The 22,054-nt window shown below is 56.7% G+C and carries 23 protein-coding genes; 11 read left to right on the top strand and 12 right to left on the bottom strand.

The genetic code is table 11. The features are described 5' to 3' along the window. On the bottom strand, window positions 1-226 hold a 226-nt coding region (locus FXB40_RS48715; RefSeq protein ID WP_210352160.1), incomplete at its 3' end, for a hypothetical protein. Between the two features lie 333 nt (window positions 227-559). Here FXB40_RS48715 and FXB40_RS49880 point away from each other — a divergent pair. Beyond that, window positions 560-691 (top strand): inorganic diphosphatase, encoded by a 132-nt coding sequence (locus tag FXB40_RS49880; RefSeq protein ID WP_148772713.1) that lies wholly within the window; start codon window positions 560-562, stop codon window positions 689-691. A gap of 968 nt (window positions 692-1,659) precedes the next feature. Further along, window positions 1,660-4,824: a DEAD/DEAH box helicase gene (locus tag FXB40_RS13695; RefSeq protein WP_148772712.1), complete on the top strand. Its 3,165-nt coding sequence runs from the start codon at window positions 1,660-1,662 to the stop codon at window positions 4,822-4,824. A 161-nt stretch (window positions 4,825-4,985) separates the two neighbouring features. On the opposite strand, the gene FXB40_RS13690 is transcribed toward FXB40_RS13695, so the two are convergent. Both FXB40_RS13690 and FXB40_RS13685 read right to left on the bottom strand, forming a co-directional pair. Next, the gene (locus FXB40_RS13690) at window positions 4,986-6,017 is read right to left on the bottom strand and encodes a hypothetical protein (protein ID WP_148772711.1); all 1,032 of its coding nucleotides are present in this window, start codon (window positions 6,015-6,017) and stop codon (window positions 4,986-4,988) included. Further along, window positions 5,995-7,185 (bottom strand): MBL fold metallo-hydrolase, encoded by a 1,191-nt coding sequence (locus FXB40_RS13685; protein ID WP_347339762.1) that lies wholly within the window; start codon window positions 7,183-7,185, stop codon window positions 5,995-5,997. The genes FXB40_RS13690 and FXB40_RS13685 overlap by 23 nt, the downstream gene beginning before the upstream one ends. A gap of 213 nt (window positions 7,186-7,398) precedes the next feature. Between FXB40_RS13685 and FXB40_RS13680 the strand changes: the two genes are divergently transcribed. The 6 genes from FXB40_RS13680 (at window position 7,399) to FXB40_RS13650 (ending at window position 12,618) form a co-directional block, all read left to right on the top strand. Next, on the top strand, window positions 7,399-8,133 hold the full coding sequence (locus FXB40_RS13680; RefSeq protein ID WP_148772709.1) for a metallophosphoesterase family protein: 735 nt from the start codon (window positions 7,399-7,401) through the stop codon (window positions 8,131-8,133). Window positions 8,134-8,594: 461 nt separating this feature from the next. After that, window positions 8,595-9,173 (top strand): hypothetical protein, encoded by a 579-nt coding sequence (locus FXB40_RS13675; protein WP_148772708.1) that lies wholly within the window; start codon window positions 8,595-8,597, stop codon window positions 9,171-9,173. A gap of 30 nt (window positions 9,174-9,203) precedes the next feature. Beyond that, entirely contained in the window at window positions 9,204-10,331 is a 1,128-nt protein-coding gene (locus tag FXB40_RS13670; protein WP_148772707.1) for a hypothetical protein, read from the top strand. Then, window positions 10,331-11,353 (top strand): hypothetical protein, encoded by a 1,023-nt coding sequence (locus FXB40_RS13665; RefSeq protein WP_148772706.1) that lies wholly within the window; start codon window positions 10,331-10,333, stop codon window positions 11,351-11,353. Before FXB40_RS13670 ends, FXB40_RS13665 begins: the two co-directional genes overlap by 1 nt. Window positions 11,354-11,781: 428 nt before the next feature. Then, complete coding sequence (locus tag FXB40_RS13655; RefSeq protein ID WP_148772704.1) at window positions 11,782-12,042, top strand: hypothetical protein; 261 nt, start codon at window positions 11,782-11,784, stop codon at window positions 12,040-12,042. A gap of 237 nt (window positions 12,043-12,279) precedes the next feature. Continuing rightward, window positions 12,280-12,618 (top strand): KTSC domain-containing protein, encoded by a 339-nt coding sequence (locus FXB40_RS13650; RefSeq protein ID WP_148772703.1) that lies wholly within the window; start codon window positions 12,280-12,282, stop codon window positions 12,616-12,618. An 18-nt stretch (window positions 12,619-12,636) separates the two neighbouring features. Here the strand turns inward: FXB40_RS13650 and FXB40_RS47910 are convergent, their stop codons facing one another. The 5 genes from FXB40_RS47910 to FXB40_RS50660 form a co-directional block, all read right to left on the bottom strand. Then, on the bottom strand, window positions 12,637-12,774 hold the full coding sequence (locus tag FXB40_RS47910; RefSeq protein WP_187436863.1) for a hypothetical protein: 138 nt from the start codon (window positions 12,772-12,774) through the stop codon (window positions 12,637-12,639). Between the two features lie 37 nt (window positions 12,775-12,811). Further along, entirely contained in the window at window positions 12,812-13,075 is a 264-nt protein-coding gene (locus FXB40_RS13645) for a hypothetical protein (protein WP_246207595.1), read from the bottom strand. 92 nt (window positions 13,076-13,167) lie between these two features. Next, window positions 13,168-13,788: a hypothetical protein gene (locus tag FXB40_RS13640; RefSeq protein WP_148772702.1), complete on the bottom strand. Its 621-nt coding sequence runs from the start codon at window positions 13,786-13,788 to the stop codon at window positions 13,168-13,170. Window positions 13,789-13,914: 126 nt separating this feature from the next. After that, the gene (locus FXB40_RS13635) at window positions 13,915-14,292 is read right to left on the bottom strand and encodes a hypothetical protein (RefSeq protein ID WP_148772701.1); all 378 of its coding nucleotides are present in this window, start codon (window positions 14,290-14,292) and stop codon (window positions 13,915-13,917) included. A 128-nt stretch (window positions 14,293-14,420) separates the two neighbouring features. Further along, window positions 14,421-14,519, bottom strand: coding sequence for an H-NS family nucleoid-associated regulatory protein (locus FXB40_RS50660; RefSeq protein WP_488226139.1), 99 nt, complete (start codon window positions 14,517-14,519; stop codon window positions 14,421-14,423). Between the two features lie 804 nt (window positions 14,520-15,323). Between FXB40_RS50660 and FXB40_RS49145 the strand changes: the two genes are divergently transcribed. After that, on the top strand, window positions 15,324-15,533 hold the full coding sequence (locus FXB40_RS49145) for a recombinase family protein (protein WP_246207592.1): 210 nt from the start codon (window positions 15,324-15,326) through the stop codon (window positions 15,531-15,533). 170 nt (window positions 15,534-15,703) lie between these two features. After that, complete coding sequence (locus FXB40_RS49140) at window positions 15,704-15,841, top strand: recombinase family protein (protein WP_246207590.1); 138 nt, start codon at window positions 15,704-15,706, stop codon at window positions 15,839-15,841. A gap of 23 nt (window positions 15,842-15,864) precedes the next feature. On the opposite strand, the gene FXB40_RS13620 is transcribed toward FXB40_RS49140, so the two are convergent. Together FXB40_RS13620 and FXB40_RS13615 are read right to left on the bottom strand one after the other, a co-directional pair. Then, on the bottom strand, window positions 15,865-17,679 hold the full coding sequence (locus tag FXB40_RS13620; RefSeq protein ID WP_148772700.1) for an alpha/beta fold hydrolase: 1,815 nt from the start codon (window positions 17,677-17,679) through the stop codon (window positions 15,865-15,867). 369 nt (window positions 17,680-18,048) lie between these two features. Then, on the bottom strand, window positions 18,049-19,455 hold the full coding sequence (locus FXB40_RS13615) for a hypothetical protein (RefSeq protein ID WP_148772699.1): 1,407 nt from the start codon (window positions 19,453-19,455) through the stop codon (window positions 18,049-18,051). A gap of 230 nt (window positions 19,456-19,685) precedes the next feature. On the opposite strand from FXB40_RS13615, the gene FXB40_RS13610 reads away from it, so the two are divergent. Beyond that, window positions 19,686-19,931 (top strand): helix-turn-helix domain-containing protein, encoded by a 246-nt coding sequence (locus FXB40_RS13610; RefSeq protein ID WP_148772698.1) that lies wholly within the window; start codon window positions 19,686-19,688, stop codon window positions 19,929-19,931. A 1,389-nt stretch (window positions 19,932-21,320) separates the two neighbouring features. Here the strand turns inward: FXB40_RS13610 and FXB40_RS47905 are convergent. Both FXB40_RS47905 and FXB40_RS13605 read right to left on the bottom strand, forming a co-directional pair. Next, window positions 21,321-21,473, bottom strand: a complete 153-nt coding sequence (locus FXB40_RS47905) for a hypothetical protein (RefSeq protein WP_187436862.1) — start codon at window positions 21,471-21,473, stop codon at window positions 21,321-21,323. A gap of 57 nt (window positions 21,474-21,530) precedes the next feature. Then, window positions 21,531-21,722, bottom strand: a complete 192-nt coding sequence (locus tag FXB40_RS13605) for a hypothetical protein (protein ID WP_148772697.1) — start codon at window positions 21,720-21,722, stop codon at window positions 21,531-21,533. Window positions 21,723-22,054 lie beyond the last annotated feature (332 nt).

Genomic DNA, 22,054 nt, shown 5'->3' with positions numbered 1-22,054 from the left:
ATTCTGCCAAAGTAGTGCTAGCTTGAAGCGATGCATGCTGCTCTGGCGAAGTTACGTGCTGCGTCACCGCAATCGCTGTCGCACCGGCCAGCATAACGCAGGCGTAAAATGCGATGACCCCGCGCGCCCAACGCTTTCGAGTGCCCCTGTCTTCAGACGTACTGTTCGCAGGCTCTGCTAAGAACTGGTTAGTGACGTGTGCGCAATCCTGCTGGAAGTCATCCATGGGACCAGCGTCCTGGTGGAAACTGCCCGGCAAGATCCGCCCTGGATGCTTCCGCATACTTTGTGAGGCGACGAAAATGGTTTCGTTGCTTGGCACAAATCGCCGCTAGCACGTTGGCAGGGAGCCTTACCCACCTCCGGTCGCGCTCATCTGCGCGCCCTCTTCCAACACTTCAACGACGCAAGCTGCCGAACGGTCTTCCAAGGTATGAGCCGTGAAGGTCTGGACAGAGATGAGACGTCCGTCAGACCCGATCACTCAAAGGCGGCAAAGACTACCCCGCCTGTTCTCAAATCAGCAGGCTACCCGACCGTTCCCCCACTAGAGACGGACTTGGAGGACATTCGCGAACTACCGGAACGTGCGCGCGAGGAATTGGAAGAGTTTTTGCGCGCCACCAACGTGGAGGAGAGTAAGGCGCTGAAATTTCTTGGCTGGCGCGGGCCGAGGCATGCCGGCAAGTAATCCGTCGGTTGGCAAAATAGAGGCACCGCGCAGTGGCCCCAAGTACCCGCGCGACAGGGAGCCTCTTCGGGAGTACGTACAGTGCACGACTGTTCGCGGCAAGGCTTCACGCAACGGCTCCCAACAGAGAAACATGCGATTAGCCAAACTGAAAAGCGTCTTAGTCGACAGGTAGCCTTCCCTGACTTTGGGCTCAAAAATCATTGAAAGCCTGGCCCGCCAGAGCGAGTGACGTCGAGTCGACACGCGCAACGACAAAACTAGGGCATGTACTCGTAAACCCGATCAGACCTTGTGGAGGTGGAAGTTAGTCCGTTCAGTCTTCAACAATGGCCGGGTCGTCCCTGAAGTCGGCTAAAGGCGCAGAAGCGGAAAATCACGAGCCGCCTTCACGCTGGCAATCTGAAGTATCAGTACACCCCCTTAGTCAAGGCCCCAATTTCGTAGCTAATCACCGTAGCTATTTGCCCGCTGTTTCGTTGAACTGCTGAGAAATGTGCCTTCACAGTATCTTGCGACCGATGGTGAGGAGGAGTGGATATCCTCTGGCATTAACCGGTTTGAAACTTTCGAGCGCGCCACCCGTGCTTCAGAGGTGTGTCCTGTCAACCTCGTCGATCTGCGTCGTTTTTTTGTTACGCCTCGCAGCAATAGTTAGGGGTGTTTGCAACGCATCAGCGACGCCGAACTGAGAAGATCGACCTTGATGCCATGACGCTTTTGCGCCTCACGGACTACGCCGCTCTTTTTGGACGTGGTGGTGGCAGTAGACAATCGATACTATTCCTTACAAAAACGTGATGTCGTGGAGACATCCAATTCAGCTCGACAGAGCTAAAAACGCCAAGTCAGACGAGAGGTCCGCGACGAAGAGCAAATCGTGCTCTGGGATGAGCGGTAGCCCTTGGAGGCGGGACGGCTAGGCGAGACGCTTGGCTGTGGCCGGGCCCCAAAGAGGGCCTCATAGTATGTTTGAGCTAGGTGCTTTTGCTTTCGAACGCGCGCGCAAGCGTAAACCAAACGTTCAACTGCAGGGTGTAGGTTCCGGCTTCCGTGAGCGCTTTCCGGGGGTGCGGTTGGCAGTTGACAAGAGAAATCCGTCCGAACTTGGCTTGTGGCCACATCAGCTGAAAGCTGTGAACCGCTGCGAAGCTTATTTTGCATCCGGGAGTACAAAGGGCTGCCTGGTGCATATGCCAACCGGCACCGGGAAGACGGGCGTCATGGCAGTGCTCGCAAGTCGACGCGCGGATAGAAACCCGGTGCTTGTGGTGTGCCCATCAGCGGCTCTAGTGGCGCAGCTCCGCCAGGAGTTTCGGTCAGAGTTCTGGAAGAAACTCGGTGCACCGGCCTTTTGGCATCCGGACAAAGTCGTTCAGGCGTTGCCCGGCTCCATTGACGCCTTATCCGAGCAGCTGAAAAACGCATTGGGGGAACGCATTGTCGTCGTTGCGACCATTCAGGCCGTGCAGCAGATCTACGCCGCCGGCGAGGTGGATAAGCTGCACAAATTCATAGGTACAGTCCTCTTCGACGAAGGGCATCGAGAGCCCGCCCCATCATGGGCAAAGGTTATCAGAAGTTTCGCCGTTCCAACTGTGCTGTTCAGCGCCACGCCCTTCCGCGGCGACCTAAAGGTGTTTGATATCGACGAAAACTACATCGACTTCCTCTCGTTCACAGACGCCGTGAACCAAGCACTGATACGTGGCGTGATCGTCGAGGAGCGTGTGCTTAGCGAAGATCCGGGAGTGTTCGCTAAGCAGATAATTGAGGCGCGCGATAAGTTAATCGCCGCGGGGACCTTCGACAAGGACTGCAAGGTCATTGTACGAGCAGCGAGCGAGGACACCGTCAGCGACCTGTTTGGCGCGTTCGTAGCAGCTCTCGGCAGCCGTGACGACGGGGTGCTTGCGATGCACATCAATTTTGCTGATAGTGGCCCCGTGGGCGCCCAGCGACGACGTGACGTGCCTAACCTAAAGCAGCGAACCGAGAAGTTTCTAATCCATCAGTTTATGTTGGTGGAAGGGATCGACGATCCAGCATGCACAATTCTGGCAGTGTACGAGCCCTTTACCAGCACGAGAATGCTGGTGCAGCAGGTCGGGCGGCTGACCCGGCAACCGTTGGGGAAGATCGGCGACAAGGCGCCGCCCGCTGTAGTGCTGGCCCGCAAGGATGATGGGGTTTCGGAGCAGTGGAAGAGCTTCCTCCAATACGACAGAGCTTGCATCGATAACGGCGGCAAGCCCCCGTTGCGCAAAGGAGAGGAAGTCTTACAGAAGCTCGTCGCAGCCTTGCCCGAGATGGACTACGTGGAAGGAAAGTTCCGGAAACGCATCAATCTTGACGAAGAGGACTTGTCTGGTGACCTTCGTTTCCCCAAGGCGGCCGTGATCTATGAAACTGAGCCCGGCTTTAATCTTGATGAATTCAGAGGGGACGTGTCGGCACTTCTGGAGGAAGATGATCGGCTGGAGCATCGGGCTGGCGAAGCCGGCGACAGAGGTCGCTATCACCTTTCCCTTGGGTTAACGCAGACCCCCTTTCTGGCCGACTCGCTGTTCCAGGTGGCGTCACTTGAAATCACGATTTATGCGGCCGTCGGACGGCGCCTCTATTTTTATGATAGCGCCGGTCTGTGGATCGACGAGTTGGAGCACATTGGCGCTAGGGTCGGCCCCAAAGTATTGCATTCCTTGTTGCCCGAGAACTCAGCTGACTTGATCACCTTCATGGCGGTCAAAAATACAGATATTGGACCCACAGCACTTAGGTCGCGCACCCTGTCCGCACGTTCCTTAGCGCGTTCGGGGGTATTTATGGGCGAGCACATGAATGTCATCACTCGCGCGACTGGTTGGGCTGATAAAACTCGTCGTACGGTTGGGTTTTCGCGAAGCCGCGTTCGCGATGGGGAAGGATACGGGGTGACGGCTAAAGGATTTTCCGACTGGTGTGAGGAAGTCGACCAGCACCTCGCGTCGAAGCGGGCTGCCGCCCCCATGCTCAGCAGATTCGCGCTTCCTGGTTCTGTCCCAGCCGACACAACCCCGATCAATATTCTGATTGATCTAAACGAGATTCAAGAACAATTCACAAGCGCTGAAGGCGAGGTCAAATTTGATACGGAAGGACTCTGCGTTGACGTAACACCCGATACCGGACCAAAACCTCCAGCGCCGTTCCGGTTTGAGCTGATGCTGAACGGCGCGCCTCACACCATTTGGATCAGGTGGGACCGCAGAAAGAAGAAGTATTGGCTAACGTCATCGACCATAAGCAAGATTAAAACGAAGACAGATGACCGAATCTCGCTAACGAAACGCCTGAATCAATTGCAAGCATTTCGAGTTATTACCAGCGACTGCAGACATGCTTACGTCGATGGCGCTTTCTACACCCTCGACCTCCGTCTAGCCGACCCGCAGGGTCCAGGCAGAATGGTTCTCGATTTGATCACGCCAATAGATGGGCTTGCTGGCATAACATCGGAAAAGGGCACGCCTAAAGGCGATTCTCTGAAGACTTGGCGCACTGGATCACTGTTCCGCTACATTGATGACGCATTGGCAAAGGGAACCGGTAGCCCCGCATTTGGTCTGCCCTTTCCGGCTTTGGTTTGCGATGACCTCGCTACTGAGGCTGGGGACTTCATCGGTGTAGATGAGGATCCATCTCACCCGCGCGTTGTCTTTGTGGTGGCAAAACATAAGTCTGGCAATCCTGGCGTATCGACCTCTGCATTCTACGACGTTTCTGGCCAAGCACTGAAGAACCTCGCGTATCTCAAAAGCGATGGCCAGGAACTGCCTGGATCACCAACCAAGTTTGATCAAAACTGGAAGATGACTGAAGAAGGAAAGACGGATTATGTTCCGCGAAAGCGAGCCGGGCCTGGCTCAATTGCGTTTCGTAGGCTGCTAGCCCGAACTACTCGCACGCCTGGCACAGAGCGCACGCTGTGGCTTGTGTGCGCCGGTGGCATGCTGTCAAAGGCAGCGCTTGAACGCGAATTTCGTCGGCCGAAGCCGAGAGCGAACGTGCTGCAATTCTATCATCTCGTGGTCTCGGCTTATTCTGCCTGCCAGTCAGTCGGGGTAGGTTTGAAAATCTTCTGTGCCGAGTGAAACCGCGAAACTTCTCATCTTTCGTGCCGCAACCCACTCCTGGTTATCACCACGGTGGCCGAAACATCCTCAGCACCAGAGAATGTCTCATTATCCTCGTAGAATTTAGCCGTTTCGACTAGGGAAGTGGTGGATGGCGTAATTACTCTCGCGCAAGCCTGCTAGTCGCTCGAGTCACTCCATTCCGCTCTCGCCCGCACGATGTCATTCGCCAGCTCAAAGGCGCCGGGATCGCCCTTGGCGATCGTCCTTACGCCCGCCTTTTTCAGCTCTGTCCGCTTGTTCTTGATCCGACCTTTTTTCTCATCCTCGCCGAAATCGTAAATCAGGAGATAAACGTGCGGATGAATCGAAAGTTCGAGCTTGCCTTCGGCGACCTGTCTGACGACATCATCGACTCGCCTGCCTCGGCTTTGTCCGCTGATCTCCACCAGATTTTTACAGACCTTGACGTAGCCTTCCACCAGGCTTTCCTGGATTTCCTTGGCCTGAATGAACTGCTCATACTTCCTGACTTGAGCGATCACGGCAGTCAAACGCTCTGGAGAAGTAAGGCGTTTTGCTCCCTTGGAAAGCTTCTCTAGGCCCCACAATTCGGGGTTGTCCGCGCACTTCGCTTCGCAGAAGACCAGCTCGGCTTTGCCCGCCTCCACCTGGACCAATACGGCGATGTCCATGCGCGGCGCAGAAAGATCACCGTTTTCTCCAGCCTTCGTGAACGCAATTTCGAGATCAACGACCTTCGGCTCTTTTCTAGCGATCTTGTGCACGCCGCTTTTCTCGGGCCCGGCAAATCGCGCCGCCGTTCTGATGAGTTGCGGCAAGGTGAGCTTGGACTCGTACTCGGTGTTCACGATGTCGGCGGGCTTGAGATCGAAGGTCTTCCCATCGAACGACACATACGGATCCTTTTTCTCAAGGTCCGGCTTCACCAGGTACTTGTAGTGGATCGCAAGGCGGGGCTGGCTGACAGCGCTCCCGCCTCGGTCGAAGGCAATCTTGAAGACGCTCTGACCCTTGACGTAGGCGTTCAGGTATCCGTTCCGGACTGCAAGCAACAGATCCTTGCTCTCCAGAACCTCCTTCCACCAATTGTCGGCCGGGCTCGCCGCGAGCCCCTGCAATCCCGCGATTTGCGGACTTGAGAGACCGCGCTTGAGGAAGTTCAGTTCAGACGTCGATCCATTCGCCATCGTTTGCCAATTCCACGTTGCTAAAGAGATCCGGAAACCGAAGCCGTTCAAATGTATGGATGGGGATCAGGCGCTTCGCCGCCACGGCGGCGGCAAGGCGCTTCAGGTCGGACGGACCGGCATGTCCCGAGGTATGAATCGTCTCGAACGCGATGCCGCGGCGCTCGCAATCGGCCTTCAAGGCTGCCCCAGTCTGGCCGTCGGCCAGATAGCCATCCCATTGCGACCAAAACACCCGCGCGCCCGTGAGCGCGTTGGCCTGCGCGAGATCTGACATCATCCAGCCCCGAAAAAGCATGACCGAGCGCGGCGCGCTCCCGGCGAGTTGCCCGGGCCAGATCCGAAAGCCGCGATAACCATCGACCAGAGCCGAGATCCCCTTAGTCTTCAATTGAACGCGCTGTCTTTGCGGGATGTAGACTGCGAGATTCGGCCAACCAGGCGCAGGTTGAGGAATGCTCTCGTGCCCCGTGGCCTTCAGCACCTCGGCGGCGTAGGCATCAATGATGAGGCCGCGGCCCGTTCGCTTCGCCGCGCGATAGATGGTGACCACCCGGTCGATGTTCTGGGCCGAGCAGGCGACCAGGGCGAAGCCTTCGGTCTGCTCGAACCGCGTGACGAACGCCTCCTCCAAGTTCTCCTCGGACGGAAACGTCGCGTCATCAGCCAAGCGGCCGAGGCTGGATCCTTCCATCAACATGAGGTCGATGTCGCGGGGTGGATCGCTGATCAGCGCGTCGAACAGCTTGCGCTTGCGGCCGTGAGCGCGCAGATCACCCGAATAGAACACGCGCTTACTGCCGGACGAAATTTCCATGGCGTAGGCATCGAAACCGGAATGATCGACGAGGCGGGGTGTAATGGTGAAGGGGCCAAGCTGGATCGGCTTGCGATGCTCAAGCTGGTGACTTGCCTTCAAGGCGACGGCATCGGGAACGAAATCGGCAGCCGCCCGGATGATTCTCTCGGTCGCCTCCCCCATGACGAGCGGAATCGCGGGATTGACCTTTGGCACCAGACCCCAATGGTCGCGGTGACCATGAGACAGGACGATACCGAGAAGGCTGGCGCTGGGGGCGGAAAGCCCTTCGACGTCGGGCAGCGGTGTGGAAGCAAGGTCCTTGGCGTTCAGCGGAAGACCGAGATCGAGCAGGATTCGGGCCCCCATAGTCTCCAACTCGATACAGGTGCCGCCAATCTCCCGCGTACCCCGATGGATTCGCAATCTCACTACGCGACCTCGCCCCCGCTCATTCCAATCTTCCTATATTCAATAGAGGCCGCGAGAAATTTACGCATTATGGAACATTTACAAAAAATATTTACGTGGCGAAGCCTCGCTGGTGATGTCACCTAGATTGATTTGCAATGGGCGGTCAATATGAACGAACGTATGACCTTCGCGATTGGGGACATCCACGGATGTTTCGAAAAACTCAGGTCTCTACTTGACGTCTGCCGAAGCAGCGCACGCGACATCGCGCACGATTTTCTGTTCCTAGGCGACTATGTTGACAGGGGACCCGCCTCTGACCAGGTGATTTGCTATCTGATGCGAGAGCAGGCCAGCGCCCCATCGCGATTCCGCTGCCTCATGGGGAATCACGACCATATGCTTTGCCGCGCCGCGGATCCGAGCCGCACCGATGCCGAGCTCATTCAGTGGTGGGCGAACGGCGGCGAAGAGACATTGGATGCTTACGGCGTAGATGACCCCTCCGATCTCCCGGCGGAGCACCTCACGTGGATGAGAGCCCTGCCTCTTCAAGTTCGCGACAAGCACAGGTTGTTCGTTCATGCCGGGGTAAGACCCGGCCTTCCCTTGGAGGACCAGTCCCAAGACGACATGTTGTGGATCCGTGAGCCGTTCCTGTCCTCAAGGCTGTGGCACGGTGCTCTCGTGGTGCACGGCCATACGCCAACGGCAACGCGCTCTCCCGAAGTTCAAGCCAATCACGTCAACCTCGATACGGGAGCCTGCTTCGGGGGACCTCTCACAGCAGCTGCGTTTGGCCCGATGCAGTCAGCGCCTCTGTTCTTTCTCAATAGCGACGGATTGAAGTTTGAACTGAAGTCCCGGCCCGCAACACGGCGAACTCCCAAGAGCTTCTCGTGATTTATGAGCTTGACAAATGACCCTGTCGAGCCGCCCACCCGCACATCTGCTTTGATGGGCGTTTATGTTGTTTTCCGAGATTCAAGACTTCACGCCGGCCGAATTGCGCTGACTCGTAGCTCCTCACCGTAGCTCCCCACAAAGCTCCAAGCTCGCCGACGGAAGTATGGCGAAAATCCAACGGCTTGGTTGTAGTAGTTTGGAGGAGCGGTGATCCTCGCGCCGCGCCGACTGCTCAGCATGTACAAGAATTGCTTCTTGGTGAAATGCGTTAGCTCATCGAACTTGATGGGCAGAATTTGGGAGCCTGCCAATTGAGGACGTCCTTCTCATATTGCCAGACTTGCCAGGCTCAAACGGAGTACCAACCGGCATCCCGTCCGCTCTTCGCTCCGCTGCTCTGCCGCTGTTCTTTCCCATAACAACCTGGAGTATAACTCAGCCTTCCGATTGAGACTCACATGGGCCAAGCCAAACGACGTGGCGCCGAACTCAAAACGTGGCTCGCCAGCCTGTCCCCTGAGGAGAAGGTCGTGGCGGACGCCGCGCAACGCGTGGTAACGCGGTATGTTGACCCCGCCGAAGCCACAGGTATGTGCTATCGGCTCTCCTTCTTTCTGCACCTCTATTTGTTGAGCAAAGGCGTTCGGACAGCGCCTGTTGTTGGCTATGTGAACGATGGCACCGACGACATTTTCATGTCCCATGCGTGGGTAGCGCACGAGGGCAAGAAGACCGACGTAACTTTACACCGGCCAGAGCGCCCTCACCTCAATCCGGCCGGTGACCTACTCATCTTGGATTTCCCCTTTCGGCGCGCTCACAAATATTCCTACCACCTCAGGAAATCTCAGGCGGCTATCGATCTTGAGACCGAGCTGCTGAAAGATCCCCGCGGAGGAATGATTGTTCGCCACAAAGCCGAAGAGCATGTGTTGATGTCCCGGCGCGCGCAAAGCGCTGAGGAAATGCGGGTCTACCTCGACAGCGCCCCCGATGGGACTACCTACAATCGCTTCGTTTCGATCATCGAGGAATAGCGGATGCCTGGTTGGACTCCGATATTCCTCATGCCCAATCTCCGGGTGGCTCACGCGGTCACCACGGACGAAATGGCGATTGTCCCCTGCACCGACGATCTCTTGAAACCTTACGAAACGGCCCATCCGCAGTTTCGCCGGTTCTTGGGTAAATTCACCGACCCGTTCGGTGCAAAGGTTTCGCCTGGAGTTCTTTTACTCAGCTCCGACGCGCCCGAGACTTTTAAGTCGGTCGAGGCTGTCTCCAGTTTTAGGGACCTTATCGCCCTTTCGGTCATTCCGATCCAACGCGCCAGAGGGATTGTTCACGACGGCTCGCATTACGTCCAATATTCGGACTACTTCGACTTTTACCCTTGGGTTTACCACGAGGGACACCAGCACTTGGTGTGCAACACCCCAGCTCACGTAGCCTTACACGAGGTCCGGGTCTTCCGTGGCCAGACCTCGCCAATTTTGTCCGCTCTCGATTTTGAACAACGAGACCTGGACTCGCCTCTGTTGAACGTCCTCTTAGAGCGGTGGAGGGTTCGCTACGGCACCAGACGGCCCGAGTGGTCCGACCGAGCCTTATTCCGATCGCTCAACATGGCAGCTGCGGCATCGAGAATTCCAGCCGGTGTTGACCTCACCACCTTCTCGCTTGGCCGAAACATAGGACTCTGGGTAAGCGCCTTCGAAATCCTTACACACACCGGCCAAGACAAGGTGAGGCTTTGGGATGTGTATGACCGCTTAGGCACGATTGCATGGCGGCATAAGAAGCTAAAAGCCAGACGATATAAACCAACCAGCTCGAAGACCAAGCACAATCTGGCATGCTGGATCTACGGAGAAATCTATCGGGTCCGCAATGACTTTTTGCACGGCAACCCGGTCGATGGGAAGAGCTTGACAGTAAAGCGTTCAGGTCGAAACCTCTTCTCCTATGCCCCCATATTGTATCGGATGGCGCTGAGCGGCTTTCTCGACATAAAGCCGCCGATCACCAACTCCATCGAATGGTCTAGAGCACGCTTCGATTTTCACTCGAACCAAGGGGATGTTGAGGAAGCCCTGCTATCGGTCTTGGTCTCAGACGCAGCCTTCAAGGCTGACCGAGCTGCGCGCTTATCACGGGTCCGCATGGTGTCCCGTCAGGTCTCACGCGAGACCTAATGCATATTTTCATCGACGAAACCGGGACATTCACCGGAATAGGTCAGCCACTCAGCATATCGATGATCGGCGCGCTCATCGTCCCCGATAAGCGCCTGCGCAGCCTTGAGAAGGAGTATGCGAAGGTCAGGAAGTCCCTTCCGACCCAAAATGGCGAGGTGAAGGGTAAGAAGCTCCTTGAAAAGGACATCGCCAAGCTTTTGCCGATCCTGCGGCATCACGACGTGATCTTCGAGGTAGCGGCTATCGACCTTGGGCTACATACAGAAGAAGGTATCCGCAAAAATCAGGCAGGCCGAGCGGAGGGCATGACCGCAAACCTGACTGAGGAACACCACCAGACCCTAGTCGATGCAATTTGGAAGGCTCGACGCGAGCTGGAGTCCTACAGCCTTCAGCTCAATATCCAGAGCGCGATCATCTTTGAGTTGGTCAGGACCGTGATCGAGCACGGCACCATGTATTATTCCCAACGCCGGCCCGAGGAATTGACGAACTTCCACTGGATCATAGACGCCAAGGGCGATAATTCGATCCCTACCCCGTGGGAAAAATGGTGGACGATGTTCATCAAACCCGCCCTCCAAACAAAGTTCGCTCGTGACCCGATCGCATCCTTAAAGATCGGCGATTACTCGCACATGAAACGGTTTGTGTTCGATACCGTGTCAGAGTTTCATCAGAAGGTGTTGAAGCCTAAGCCCGGTGGGCCGAGACCGATGAACCTCGGTCTCGTTTTGTCGGAAAGCCTCAGGTTCTCGAAGGACCCGGAGCCAGGTCTGGAGCTGGTCGATATCCTAACCAACGCAACGCGCAGAGCCTTGAGGGGCAATCTTCAAGTTGAGGGCTGGCTAGAGATTCCAACGATTATCGTCAATCGCAACCCGCACAACATCCACCTGCTGTCCTTAGACGATACGGTCCCCGAGACCGTAAAGCTTCCCTATGGCCATATCGTGAAGGCTTTCGATATCGGCGCTAAGTCGATGCTCACCGCAGCTAACCAGAAGAAGGACTGGTAGCTATCAACTGCTCTCGATGCCCTAATGCTTGAAAGCGTAGGTTCGCGCGCCGGCCGAAATGGTCGAGGGGCTGGAGCAACGAGCGGCCGAGCTCACAGTCTCAGTGTCCGACTTTATCCGGATGACGCTGTTGGAGGCGAAGAATGGGCCGAGGCGGTAAACGTATCGGTGCCGGCCGCCCCGCAGGGACTGGCCAACCGTGAGCCAACGGTCGTAATCAAAGTACCAGCCAGCCGAGTGCCGGATATCCGGCGATACCTGAAGACCGGCAAGCTTGAGCCTACGTGCCCACTGATCCTCTTTAAGCGAAAGAGCGAGTTGGCAGACCCACCACGCAACGCTAAGCTGTAGAGGTTTGGCGCTTCGTCCCCTACCCCTCGGCGCCAGAGCAGCCCCGTAAGCAGTCGGGGCTTTTTAGTGAGGTTGCGATGCGCGTAATAACCTACACGGATAAGGCCCGTGGCGACGAGTTGTGCCGGGCCATTTTGACTTTATCCGATTATTTGAGCGAAGAAGCCAACCGGTCATATCTCGAATCGATACGTGTCGAGCCGCATCCTTTGACCGTCAGACGTGGATTTAGTGACGATAGACGGAGCGGCAGTTGGATTGATGGGCGTCGCAGTGGCGACGACGAATTTCAGAAAATGATGGACGCCTTTCGGGAGGCCGAAGAAGCCGACGAATAAGTGCAAGCTCTGATGGAGCCGCATGAACGGCCAGTTCAGGACGCGTTTGTAGTATCTGTCGTCGAGAAGGTCGAGAAGACCCCTGAATTTGCATCACCAGCCTTCAAAGCGCTTGAAGATTTCAGGAAGTGCGTATCGTCTCGCAACTACTCTTCTTTTCTGTGCTTGACCGCGTTTATCGTTACAATGGCGTCCATCGTCACGCCGCTCGCTGGCTCGCACGGAAAGGAAAAGTAGATGCGCTACCTGCCCATCATGTTCGTCCTGTTAAGCGTCACCTGGGCTGACGCCGAAACCGTCGATGTCAAATATCGCGGCTCGGTGGATCTCAAACCTTTCACCTGCCAGGACATCACCCGAAGCAGTGTAGTCAACCGGCTCTGCTACGACGCATCAAATCAGTACGTCATCGTCCAACTCAAAACGACCTACTACCACTACTGCGAAATGCCGAAGTCAGTTGTTGATGAGTGGCTGGCCGCAGATTCGATGGGGCGCTACTACAACGCCAAGATCAAGGGCACCGGCAAAGACGGGCCCTACGATTGCCGGACGCATCGCGTCCCGGCGTACTAAACCCCTCCCCGCAACCAGTTACTTTTTGGGTTTCCCTACACCCAGTTTCTTGGCGAACGCTCGCTGGTCAGCAGCCTTTTTCATCGCCCGCTTCTTGGCGCCCTTATCCCAGTTTTTTTTCATCTGCTTTGCCGTCAGCTTCTTCGGCTTTTTCATGATTTTCCCCTGGTGAGCCCCTTGAACGAACTCGCCCTCAACAGACCTTCGGACGTGATGTCTTGCTCACCACTTCCTCCGGCCGAGCACCTTGCCTTTGACAGGGCCCCGGCTGACCCGCCTTCAGGGCGTCCCGCTGGGCACACAGGTCGTCGATCTTGGCCTGCATCCGCGACAGGAGGGCTTCCGCCGACGCCGTCCCTATCCCTGCCCGCTGAAGCTGGAGGATCTCCTTCCGCTGGCGCCCCACCTGGACGCGCATGCGCTCGATTTCGCCCCGGATGAAGTCGATGTCCGGCATATCCCGCCCCGTGATTTGGATGGGGCATACCGTGAACAAATTAGGGCAAAGAGTCCAGCCGCTAGGGCTAGGACGGTCCACGTGGAACAACGCTATTCCTTCAACGAGACCAGAACATCGAACCCTTCGGTGGCCCTTTCAAGCGGTGGCGGGAGCGTCGATCGCGCCCGCTCGAATATCCCCTCCAGCAGCGAGATACAGGTCTCAGCATTGGCCAGGGAGATGTTGTCGAGCTGGTGAAAAAAGGCATCCCCGAATTTGGTGTTCGTTGGCACCGAGTACCGGGCCTTCCAGATCACAACCTCAGACACCCAAACCAGAAGCCGGGTTTCCCGGTCGTCCAGGGCTATCTCTGCGTCCGCGGCCAGTTGGACGAGGTCATGGCTTTTTAGGCTTTGGGACAGCTTGTGTTCGCCGATCAAGTTCGGGTCATTGTTGACCATCACGCCCTTGAAAATGCTTTCGAGCGCAGAGCCGAACAGACTGAAGGCCGGCAGCATATCGGGATGCGGGTGACGAACCGCCGCCGTCCCTTCTCTGCCCTTCAATTCCTCCAAGGCCCGATGATAAGCCTCATCGTAAAGCTTCAGGTCAGGGAGGTCCGCCCGATACAGGATCAGCGCGGCGCGCTTCAGCTTGTTGGCTTTCCCTAGCCAATGATGCCAAGCTTGGTAGTACTCGTAGTTCTTCTGAAGAAACGTATCTTCGTTCATCGTCACCCCGCCGAGGCGCTTATCAGACAGCCCCGCCCACCCGATGGCTGGGCCTCGATAGCTGACTGTCCGACAAGACACGGGTTCAAACACGCACTATTCTTGGGACCGTGACCCAGCGGCCCATTACATTACCGAAAAACGATAAATGAACAGCAGAATCGCTGCGGCGAAGCACGCGCTCGATCCCCATAAGCTGAGAAGACCAAAGTAATACGTTGCCTTGTCGCCCAAGTCATTCGTTGGCGGCTCTTGCGCTACGATTGCTGTTGTCATCCCCGCCTTCAACATCGAGACTATGAGAAAAAACAGGGCGCCCAGCAGAAGGCCAATCCCGAACAGGACTATGAATGCTCCCGTGTTATATCGAGGGGACGCGCTGTCGAGGACCTTGATGCAATAGGCTAATCCTGCCGCGTGGCCAACCATTTGCATCGTGGCCAAACTTTTCCAAGACTCGCAATATTCCCAGAACGCCTTGAGCTTCTCCGGGTCGTGCCCCATATCGTCCTCCATCGTTTCACAATTTGTACGTGAAACGTTGACGGGATGCCACGGGCGGCGCACGCTTCGCTTGCAGTCATTTGATGTGAGCTGCTTCGAAGCTGTCCCACAAGGGGCAGCTTTCCTTTCTATACTCGATACTGTTCGAGACTATCGCCCTTGAGCTTCGCCCACGCCGGCATCGTCCCAACTCCAGTCCAGGTGTTCTCACCGTCACGGTACTTCACCGGCCGCTTAGGACGCGCTGTGGATGGTTTTGAGGTGACGAGCGCCCCTACCCGTTCCGACTCCGCCTAGAGCTCTTTCTGGCGCGCGGCAACCTTGTCAGCGAGGGTTTGAATAACCTTGTCTCGGAGTGAAGCGAGTTCTTCGATTGAAAGCGTTTCGATTTGCGTGTGGCACCTCTCCGCTTAAGAAGCGTTGGAAAGGCTCAGAACGCAACGAGCACAAAGGGGGCTGATGTGGCACGCAATTGTCACGCAAAGGTCTGCACTCTCCTGGAATTTGCTGCTATTTAGTGCCCCGACCTGCCCGCCCCGGATAAAAATCCGCAAACGTTCTCAGGAAGATAAGAAACATGCGTTATCTCCACACCATGCTGCGCGTTTGATTTAGTGCGAGGCGCGATACGTAGGTTCGCACCGTAGTAGGTCGTAACGAACCTTGCCGCTGGCCGAGATTTGATCAAGAATTCAATCCGCTGATAGATCGAGTTTGGATGAGCCCCGTTCCGCCGAGTCCGCTGCACAGCCCCCTCGCCTTCACCCTGGAGAAAACGCTTCTCCTTGAGCCGCGGCGGACGCGCAGGATTTCTCAAAATATTTGTACAGAACGGGGGTATTTATATGTCGGATCGGGAGAAACGCCAACGGAAGCCCGCAATCGGTTACACGAGAACCAGTTCGGCTTCGAACGTCGGCGAGGACAAGGACAGCATGGTGCGCCAGCGCAAGGCGATCCAAGCGCACGCCAACCGGGCCGGGTACAAGATCGCTGCCTGATTTGACGATCCCGCTGTGGCTGGAAGCGACATGATCGACGTGCGGCCGGGCTTCATGGCCGTCCTCGAAAAGATCGCAAGCAACGGCGTCCGCACGATCATCGTGGAGACTGCCAACGGCTTTGCCCGCGATCTGATCGTGCAAGAGACGGGATGGAAGCGTCTACAGGCAGATGGCATCACCTTGATCGCCGCCGACTCGCCTGATCATTTGTTGATGACACGCCAACCGCTGTGCTGATCCGGCAAATCCTCGGCGCGGTTGCCCAGTTCGACAAGGCCATGACGGTTGCCTAACTGCGAGGCGCTCGCGAGCGCAAGCGACGTAAGACAGGTGGCAAGGTCGAGGGTCGCAAGAGCTGGGTCGAGAGAAGCGGTGAGGACTCGGACCAGGGCAGGAAGATCGCAGCAATGATCGCCGCAGCGAAGCGGCTGGACAACGAAGGCTTATCGCTTCGCGATATCGCGGCAGAACTGGACAAGCTCGGCCATCGCAACGAGCGTGGCGCAACGTTCTCGCCGTCCTCGGTGCGATCGATGCTGGCGTGATCTGACGCGCCTACGGAAGACTTCTAGTACGGGTATCTCCAGTACTCCGGCGGTGAACTTCTATCTGGCATCCGCTCTAGAGTCGGGGTTCGTTCATGCGGGGGACGCTGTCGACTCGTGATGATGCGGCCCAAATCGTCTAGAGCAGAGCGTTTGTCTGAGAAGATACTGTGGTTCAACAAGTTCGCTTTCAGCTTAACAGCTAACTTTCGGAAGACGCCGCGTTCCAACGTCAAAGCTAGCATGTCGTCGCCAATGGCGGTCACGTCAATCAGATCAATACCTTTGATTACGAGCGGTCCGGCTTCAGGAACATCTCCTAGCCTTGCTATACCTCCCGCCTTGAACTTGGATACCTGTAGCGCTTTATCCGCAGACGAAGCGTAAATCGTTATACCTTCCGCAGCTTGCTTGATCGACTCGGCGCTTGAAGCGAAAACGTCTCGGTCGATATCTGGAGCGGCTAAGATGAGCTCTCGGACATTTAAGTGCTCATGCGATAAGGCGGCTCTCCGGAGGGCCTCAACGGCAATTTGGCTCCCCATGCTGTGGGCCACCAAAAATACGTTTTGAACCTTAGCTTTCGTCTTTAGGTCTTTAAGTAGTGAGAGCAGAAGACCCACAGCAGACCCTGCGGCGCTATCACGATCGTAATCGTAGTCTACAATTGCGGCTCGTGAGGGCCATGAGAACACCACGACTTTCCCAGAGAAGTTGGCATCATAAGCGATTTGCGACGCCCTAAAGATCGCGTTCGCGAAGGAAGTGTTGTAGCCATGCACAAACACCAGGGCGGCTGCTTGATCGGAGGAGAGCGCTCTGAAGAACCGATTTTCAGCTAGATCCGCGAGCCTCAAAATCGAAAAATGCCTATCGGGACGCTCTTCATCCATCCCGAATAAGCGTGCTTGAGGACGCTCGATCGCGCCGATCAGATGCAACATGGGAATGCCAACCAAGGCATAGCCGTACTTGAGCTGAGTATCCCGATCGGCTGTGATTGCAGCGAGACCAAAAGGTACGCTCGGATTTACTTTTCGATTCGTCGCAAAGAAGACTTCTTGTACTTCCTTTACACCATCCGACCGAAATTTTGCTCTGACCGAATTGAGCGCTCCGCTAGCGTCGTCAGGATCGGATTCGATGAGCGAGACGAGGTTGTCGATCAGCTGTTCTGTTGAATCTGCGTTGTTCGAGGCCGAAGGCGACTGCGCTTGATGTGAAGCTGCACCTTCTTCGTGCAGCTTGGTATCCGCCGTGGATGGATCGAGATTAATCGAGCTGTCAAGCTCCATGAGCGCTCGGAGCACCACAGCCGCACCAATCTGAGGATCGATTGCGTTTGGATCGAACGTGCCGTCTGCCAAAATTTTGCCGGCTTTCGCTTCGGGTGGACCATAGAGATGAGACCCTCCGTAGAGATATGGAGACCTGATGCCGCGACGGTGGTAACCGAAGCCGTTTAGGGCTTCCAAACGAAAAAGTGCCCTCGCGACGCCCCAGTCGGTCTTGCCTCCTAGCTGCTGAAGTCTCAAAGCGTCCACCGCGCCGTCGACAAATGAGGGAAATGGCCCTCGTCCTTTGGGTACGAGCGTAGTTACTTGGTGCAGTGGTTGCCCGTTGCCAAGGTAAACATCGAAATTGAAATTGGCCTCGCGATGATGAACAAGTGCTACAAACCACCAAGGCACATCGGTGCGAGCCTCAATCTTCTGATATACGCTCTTATTTTTGATTGCCTTGGCGGCGATCGTCATGACTTCGTTGATCCGCATCGGACGGACTTCGAGGGTAGCCCAGTTTTGCTCGTAGTCTGCCGCAAGTGATTGAAAATCCACGTGCGCCTCCTCCTGAGCGGTCGAGAGGGAGCTATTGCAACCTCGAAGATAGGCGGTGTCAATCCACTCTTGACCGAATTTTCGGCTTCTGGATTGGATTTGGGGCCTCCTGTCGGCGCAACCGACCGGCGCCTTCACCACCAACAAAGTTGCCGACCAAGGTCTCACCAATACGAAGATTGCCGACGCCGGTGTGAGTCGGCGCGAAGTTCGAACAGCCGCGGCAGGATGCCGGACATGCGGGAACTCCCCCGCACAAGCCGCACAGCCTTCGCTGGACGAGATCGGGTTCGGGGCCGCGCCGCCACTCGCGTCAAATCATTCGGCCGCCGCGCAAACACTCCGTTCGGGGTGCACCTTGGGGCATGCCTAGGAACGCCACCAATGCGACAGAGAAGTATCGACTTCTGCACCTGTTGCTTGCGTCTTAGGGTGATAAGTGATGCCGCTTGCCCTAAACAGAGCCGCGATATCAGCCGGCGTCGCGCGGCCGGTTGCAACGAGCTCGTCCGTCTTGAATTCGTCCACGACAAACGGCTTCCCAGCCTGCCGGCAGACCAATTTCACGAAGCAGGCCACGTCGCCTTGAGTAACCGCTACGGTGCCGGCTTCGCTCAATACATTCCGTTCACTGATATAGATTGATTGGCGAAATTTGGAGCTAAGCACGAGCAACGCGGTCTCCTGCCGATCAGTGAGGAAAAGGCGCAGCAGCAGAACCACAATCATTGCGTCTCTGCATCTGTTTGTTCCAATCCGCCGCGCTAACCTGCTCGTTTCCACGCGATTGAAAGCAACACCCAATCCAATAGCGAGCGCAAAGATAGAATCGAACTCGGCATTCCCGAATATGCCGTGGCCAAGCCACTGTAGGATGCACGTGGACAGAGCCAAGCCGATATGCACCGCGGTAAACTTCGCCGGTTGCGAACTGCGATCGCGTACCGCCCAAGCGCCCCAGATCAGCAGAGCAACCGCATACCATTGCAGGTGGCCGATGTTGCCCAGCAAGTTCGACCATGCGTATTGCCGGGGTGCTAAAAGGCTAGGAATAAAGTTCGGTCCGAAGACCACAACACACGCAGCGAGCCCGACAAGCACTGCCTCCGCGCTCGCGGCCGTGGATCGATATGCATACTTGCTCCGGCTCAACCACAGCCAAGCCAACGCTGCCAGCGGAATAGCGACGTTGTTATGCTTCCAGAATCCGGAGACCACCATCAACATCAGTGCAGGCGTTGGCGAGCCGCCAAATTCGGTTCGTCGAAGGAACCAAAGCAAGCCAGCGCCCATGATCGCGAGGCCAGCTATCTGCGGATCGTTCGCGCCAACATAGATCGTCGAATTGCGGGCCATGATGGCGAGGTACCAAAGCGCCGCCACGGCGGCCCCGAGCTTTTCCCCGGTCAGGGTCCTGACGACCAAGAACACTTCTACTGCGAGGGCGCTCAAACCGACCAGGGATAACCAGCGTCCTACAAAAAGGTTATCGACGTGGAGGAGTTTCCCGATAAAGCCGACGGCATAAAAGGACAGCGGCGGATAGTTGTTTCCTGCTAATTTGTCGGGCGGCGGGTAAATGGGTAGCCATGTCGCAGCCGCGTCCTGCCAATAAGCATTCCAGGACTCGGTAAACCAGATCTCAATGAAAAATTGGGCGCGCCAGAGCGGCCACGCAAGGAAGTACGCGGCCGCAAGCGACAGCGCGAGAATATATGTAAGCGATCGTGCGTCAGCCCGAATAACAGGCTGAGCGCCAGCAATGGAATAATTCAAAAAAGGCCCCCCGGCCCAGAGTACGAAGAGAAGCCACCACGGCTTGTGCTCTTATGCAAGCCCGCTCTTCGGACAAACCGGTTTGCCAATCCCCGCCTGCGCGGGATGTATAACCGAAGAAAGCAAGCAATAGAGAACTAGGCTCGCAAGAGCTGTTTTGCACGCTGAATGCCTTTGTATGTGCACTATAATGCGTCGCAATCTATTGCACGGTCTGCCGCATTGTGTCCATGGCTGAGGACGTGCGACATCTGGTTGGAGGCAACGTTAGGCGGCTTCGCATTGCCGCTGGGCTGTCACAAGCAGAATTGGCCAATCGCTTGGGCGTCGATCGGTCCTACGTAAGCGGTCTTGAGCTTGGGACCCGCAACGCCACCATCGTAACGCTCTGGCATGTCTCGCAAGCGCTAGGCGTGAGTTTTCAGGAAATTTTCGCTGAAGGGACGAGGAGGACTCGAAGATCGAAGGGAAGCTGACTACCTGCGAGATGGGCGTGAACCTGAGCTAACGAGAAGCACCGATCTGATCCGCCCCGATCGGCATCACCCATTGTGCTGGCGGGATTTTTTTGTGGTCAGAAAATTCGAGCCCGAATATTACATTCAACTCTGCGCGCATAGGTACGCTCAGATCACGGAGAACATCGCGGCTTGCTCGTCAGCCGACGAGATCCCCCGGTTGAAAAGTAAGCTCACGCTTATCAGAGAAGGCGCTCTCGAAGAAGCCAAAGCTGAGCGGCGATGCAGAATGTGGAAACTCCCAGACTTCTTGAAGGTCATCATCCATCGAGGGGGCGCACCGGAGAAGCCAATCCCGAGGGCGGACGTACTTGGCCTCATCGATTTCTTCGCAGTACCTCCAGCAGGCACACTAGGCTTGTTATCAAGCTCGCAGATGCAACATCTTGCCGACCAATGCGATGGATGGGCGTGTACACCGAATTTGCACGATCTTGAAGCGGCCCGCCTGATCGGAATGGCGATAGGATTGCGCCGGCTGGCAGAATACCTCGGACCTTTTCACCAACCTCATGACCCCCCTGAGTCACTTCATGGGCTTTTGGCAGGAAAGCCTGACGAGTAGCCATAATTCTGGCAGTCGCTCTGAGAGCTGCTGAGGCTATGAATTTGCTCCGGGACGGGCTTGCCGCGTCCAGGCCCCCATCGGCTCCAGCACCCAGTCGGTCCGAACGCCCGCCCTGCACCTGATCAGGTTCGCCGTCTTACCGATCCGCTCATGGCTCGCATGTCGCATCTCCTGTCTCACAGCTTCGAAGTGCAGTAAGTTACGGAAGGTCAGAGCGGGATCGCTCATCGGCATTGCGGCAACTGTCTCATGAGACAAGGGTGAGTCACCGCGGCGACTCACCGTCTCGCGCACGGTTAGCTGAAGGTCGCTGGCGAAACGGTCACCGTCGGTTAGTTGCGGCTGCCGGTCGAGGATAGTGATGCGCTCCTTAACGACGCGCGGATCGGTCGGTTGACCGTCCGGTATACCGGGCGGTTGTCCGTTCGGACCCACCGGCTGTTGTTTTTTGCCACGAGCGCCCGCGGCTGGTCTGGTCACGTACCGCGCTAAGCCTGCCATAAAGCTGCCGGTGTCCGCCTACGGGTGTCTGTCTGGATAAGACAGGGCCGTGTCCAGTAGCTCGGCAGGCCGTCCAGTGGCGGATCGGCGCCTTGGCGATCGGGCGCCATTGCGGGATCCATCGAGCACGGCATAGGCCAGGTCGGCAGGCTCTTGGCCACACATTCGGGGCCAGCCAGTGGGGCGTCTCGTTGCACGTAGCCCGCATTGCCAGCCTATCGATGAAGTCAATGTCTATGCGCACTTTGTCCGGAGTGACACCGACGTCCCTCGCGATGTTATTGCGGCGGTAATCGATAGATCGCGGCTGACATGGCCGGTCCCCAGCCGCACTTCGTGCCGTCCAGCTCGCCGAACAGGTCGTCAGGCCAGTCCTGACCGGGCCGGGGCTGCGCTACCCACTCCGGCCGCTTGCGGTCGATCTCGTCCACGTTCGTCTCCTGTGCGATTGGCTATGCCAATGGGTAAGCCACTGGCTTCCTGTTGGCTTAAATCTCGCCCCTATCCCACGGGTCAGGTGTCTCAACGCTCGTGTGTCTCATCTCGATGACGAGGTCGGCGATGGCGCGGACGCCCTTGCCGAAGCCGATCCATTGCCCCGCCGACATGCCGGCGCAGAACACGAGCACGAGGCCGAACGCGCTCCAGATCCGGTCAAGAACGCGCCAGAGCCGGCTCACGATGCTGCCACCACTGCCGGCGGCGCGGGCGGGTTAAGCCTGGCCTCGATTGAGGCCGATGTCTCATCTCCTGTCTCACAGGCCCGATGTGCCAGTAAGTAACGAAAATCAATACCGAATCGCGCATCGACATTGCGGCGACTGTCCCATGAGACACCTGTGTCAGCGCGCTGACTCACTGTCTCACCCCTGCGATAAGGAGCTGGCACAAGCCATAAAGAAGCGGTTGAGGTCGTTCCCGGTGCTGCCGCCATGGCTGCCCGCCCGCTGGGCCAGAGATCGCGAAAATCGGAGATCAGCTCTTCTTCATGTGGTCGTCACTGCCGACCATG

Source organism: Bradyrhizobium rifense, assembly GCF_008123425.1.
Taxonomy (GTDB): Bacteria; Pseudomonadota; Alphaproteobacteria; order Rhizobiales; family Xanthobacteraceae; genus Bradyrhizobium; species Bradyrhizobium rifense.
The sequence above is the reverse complement of the archived record's forward strand: the minus strand, read 5'-3'. Positions and strand labels throughout refer to the sequence as shown.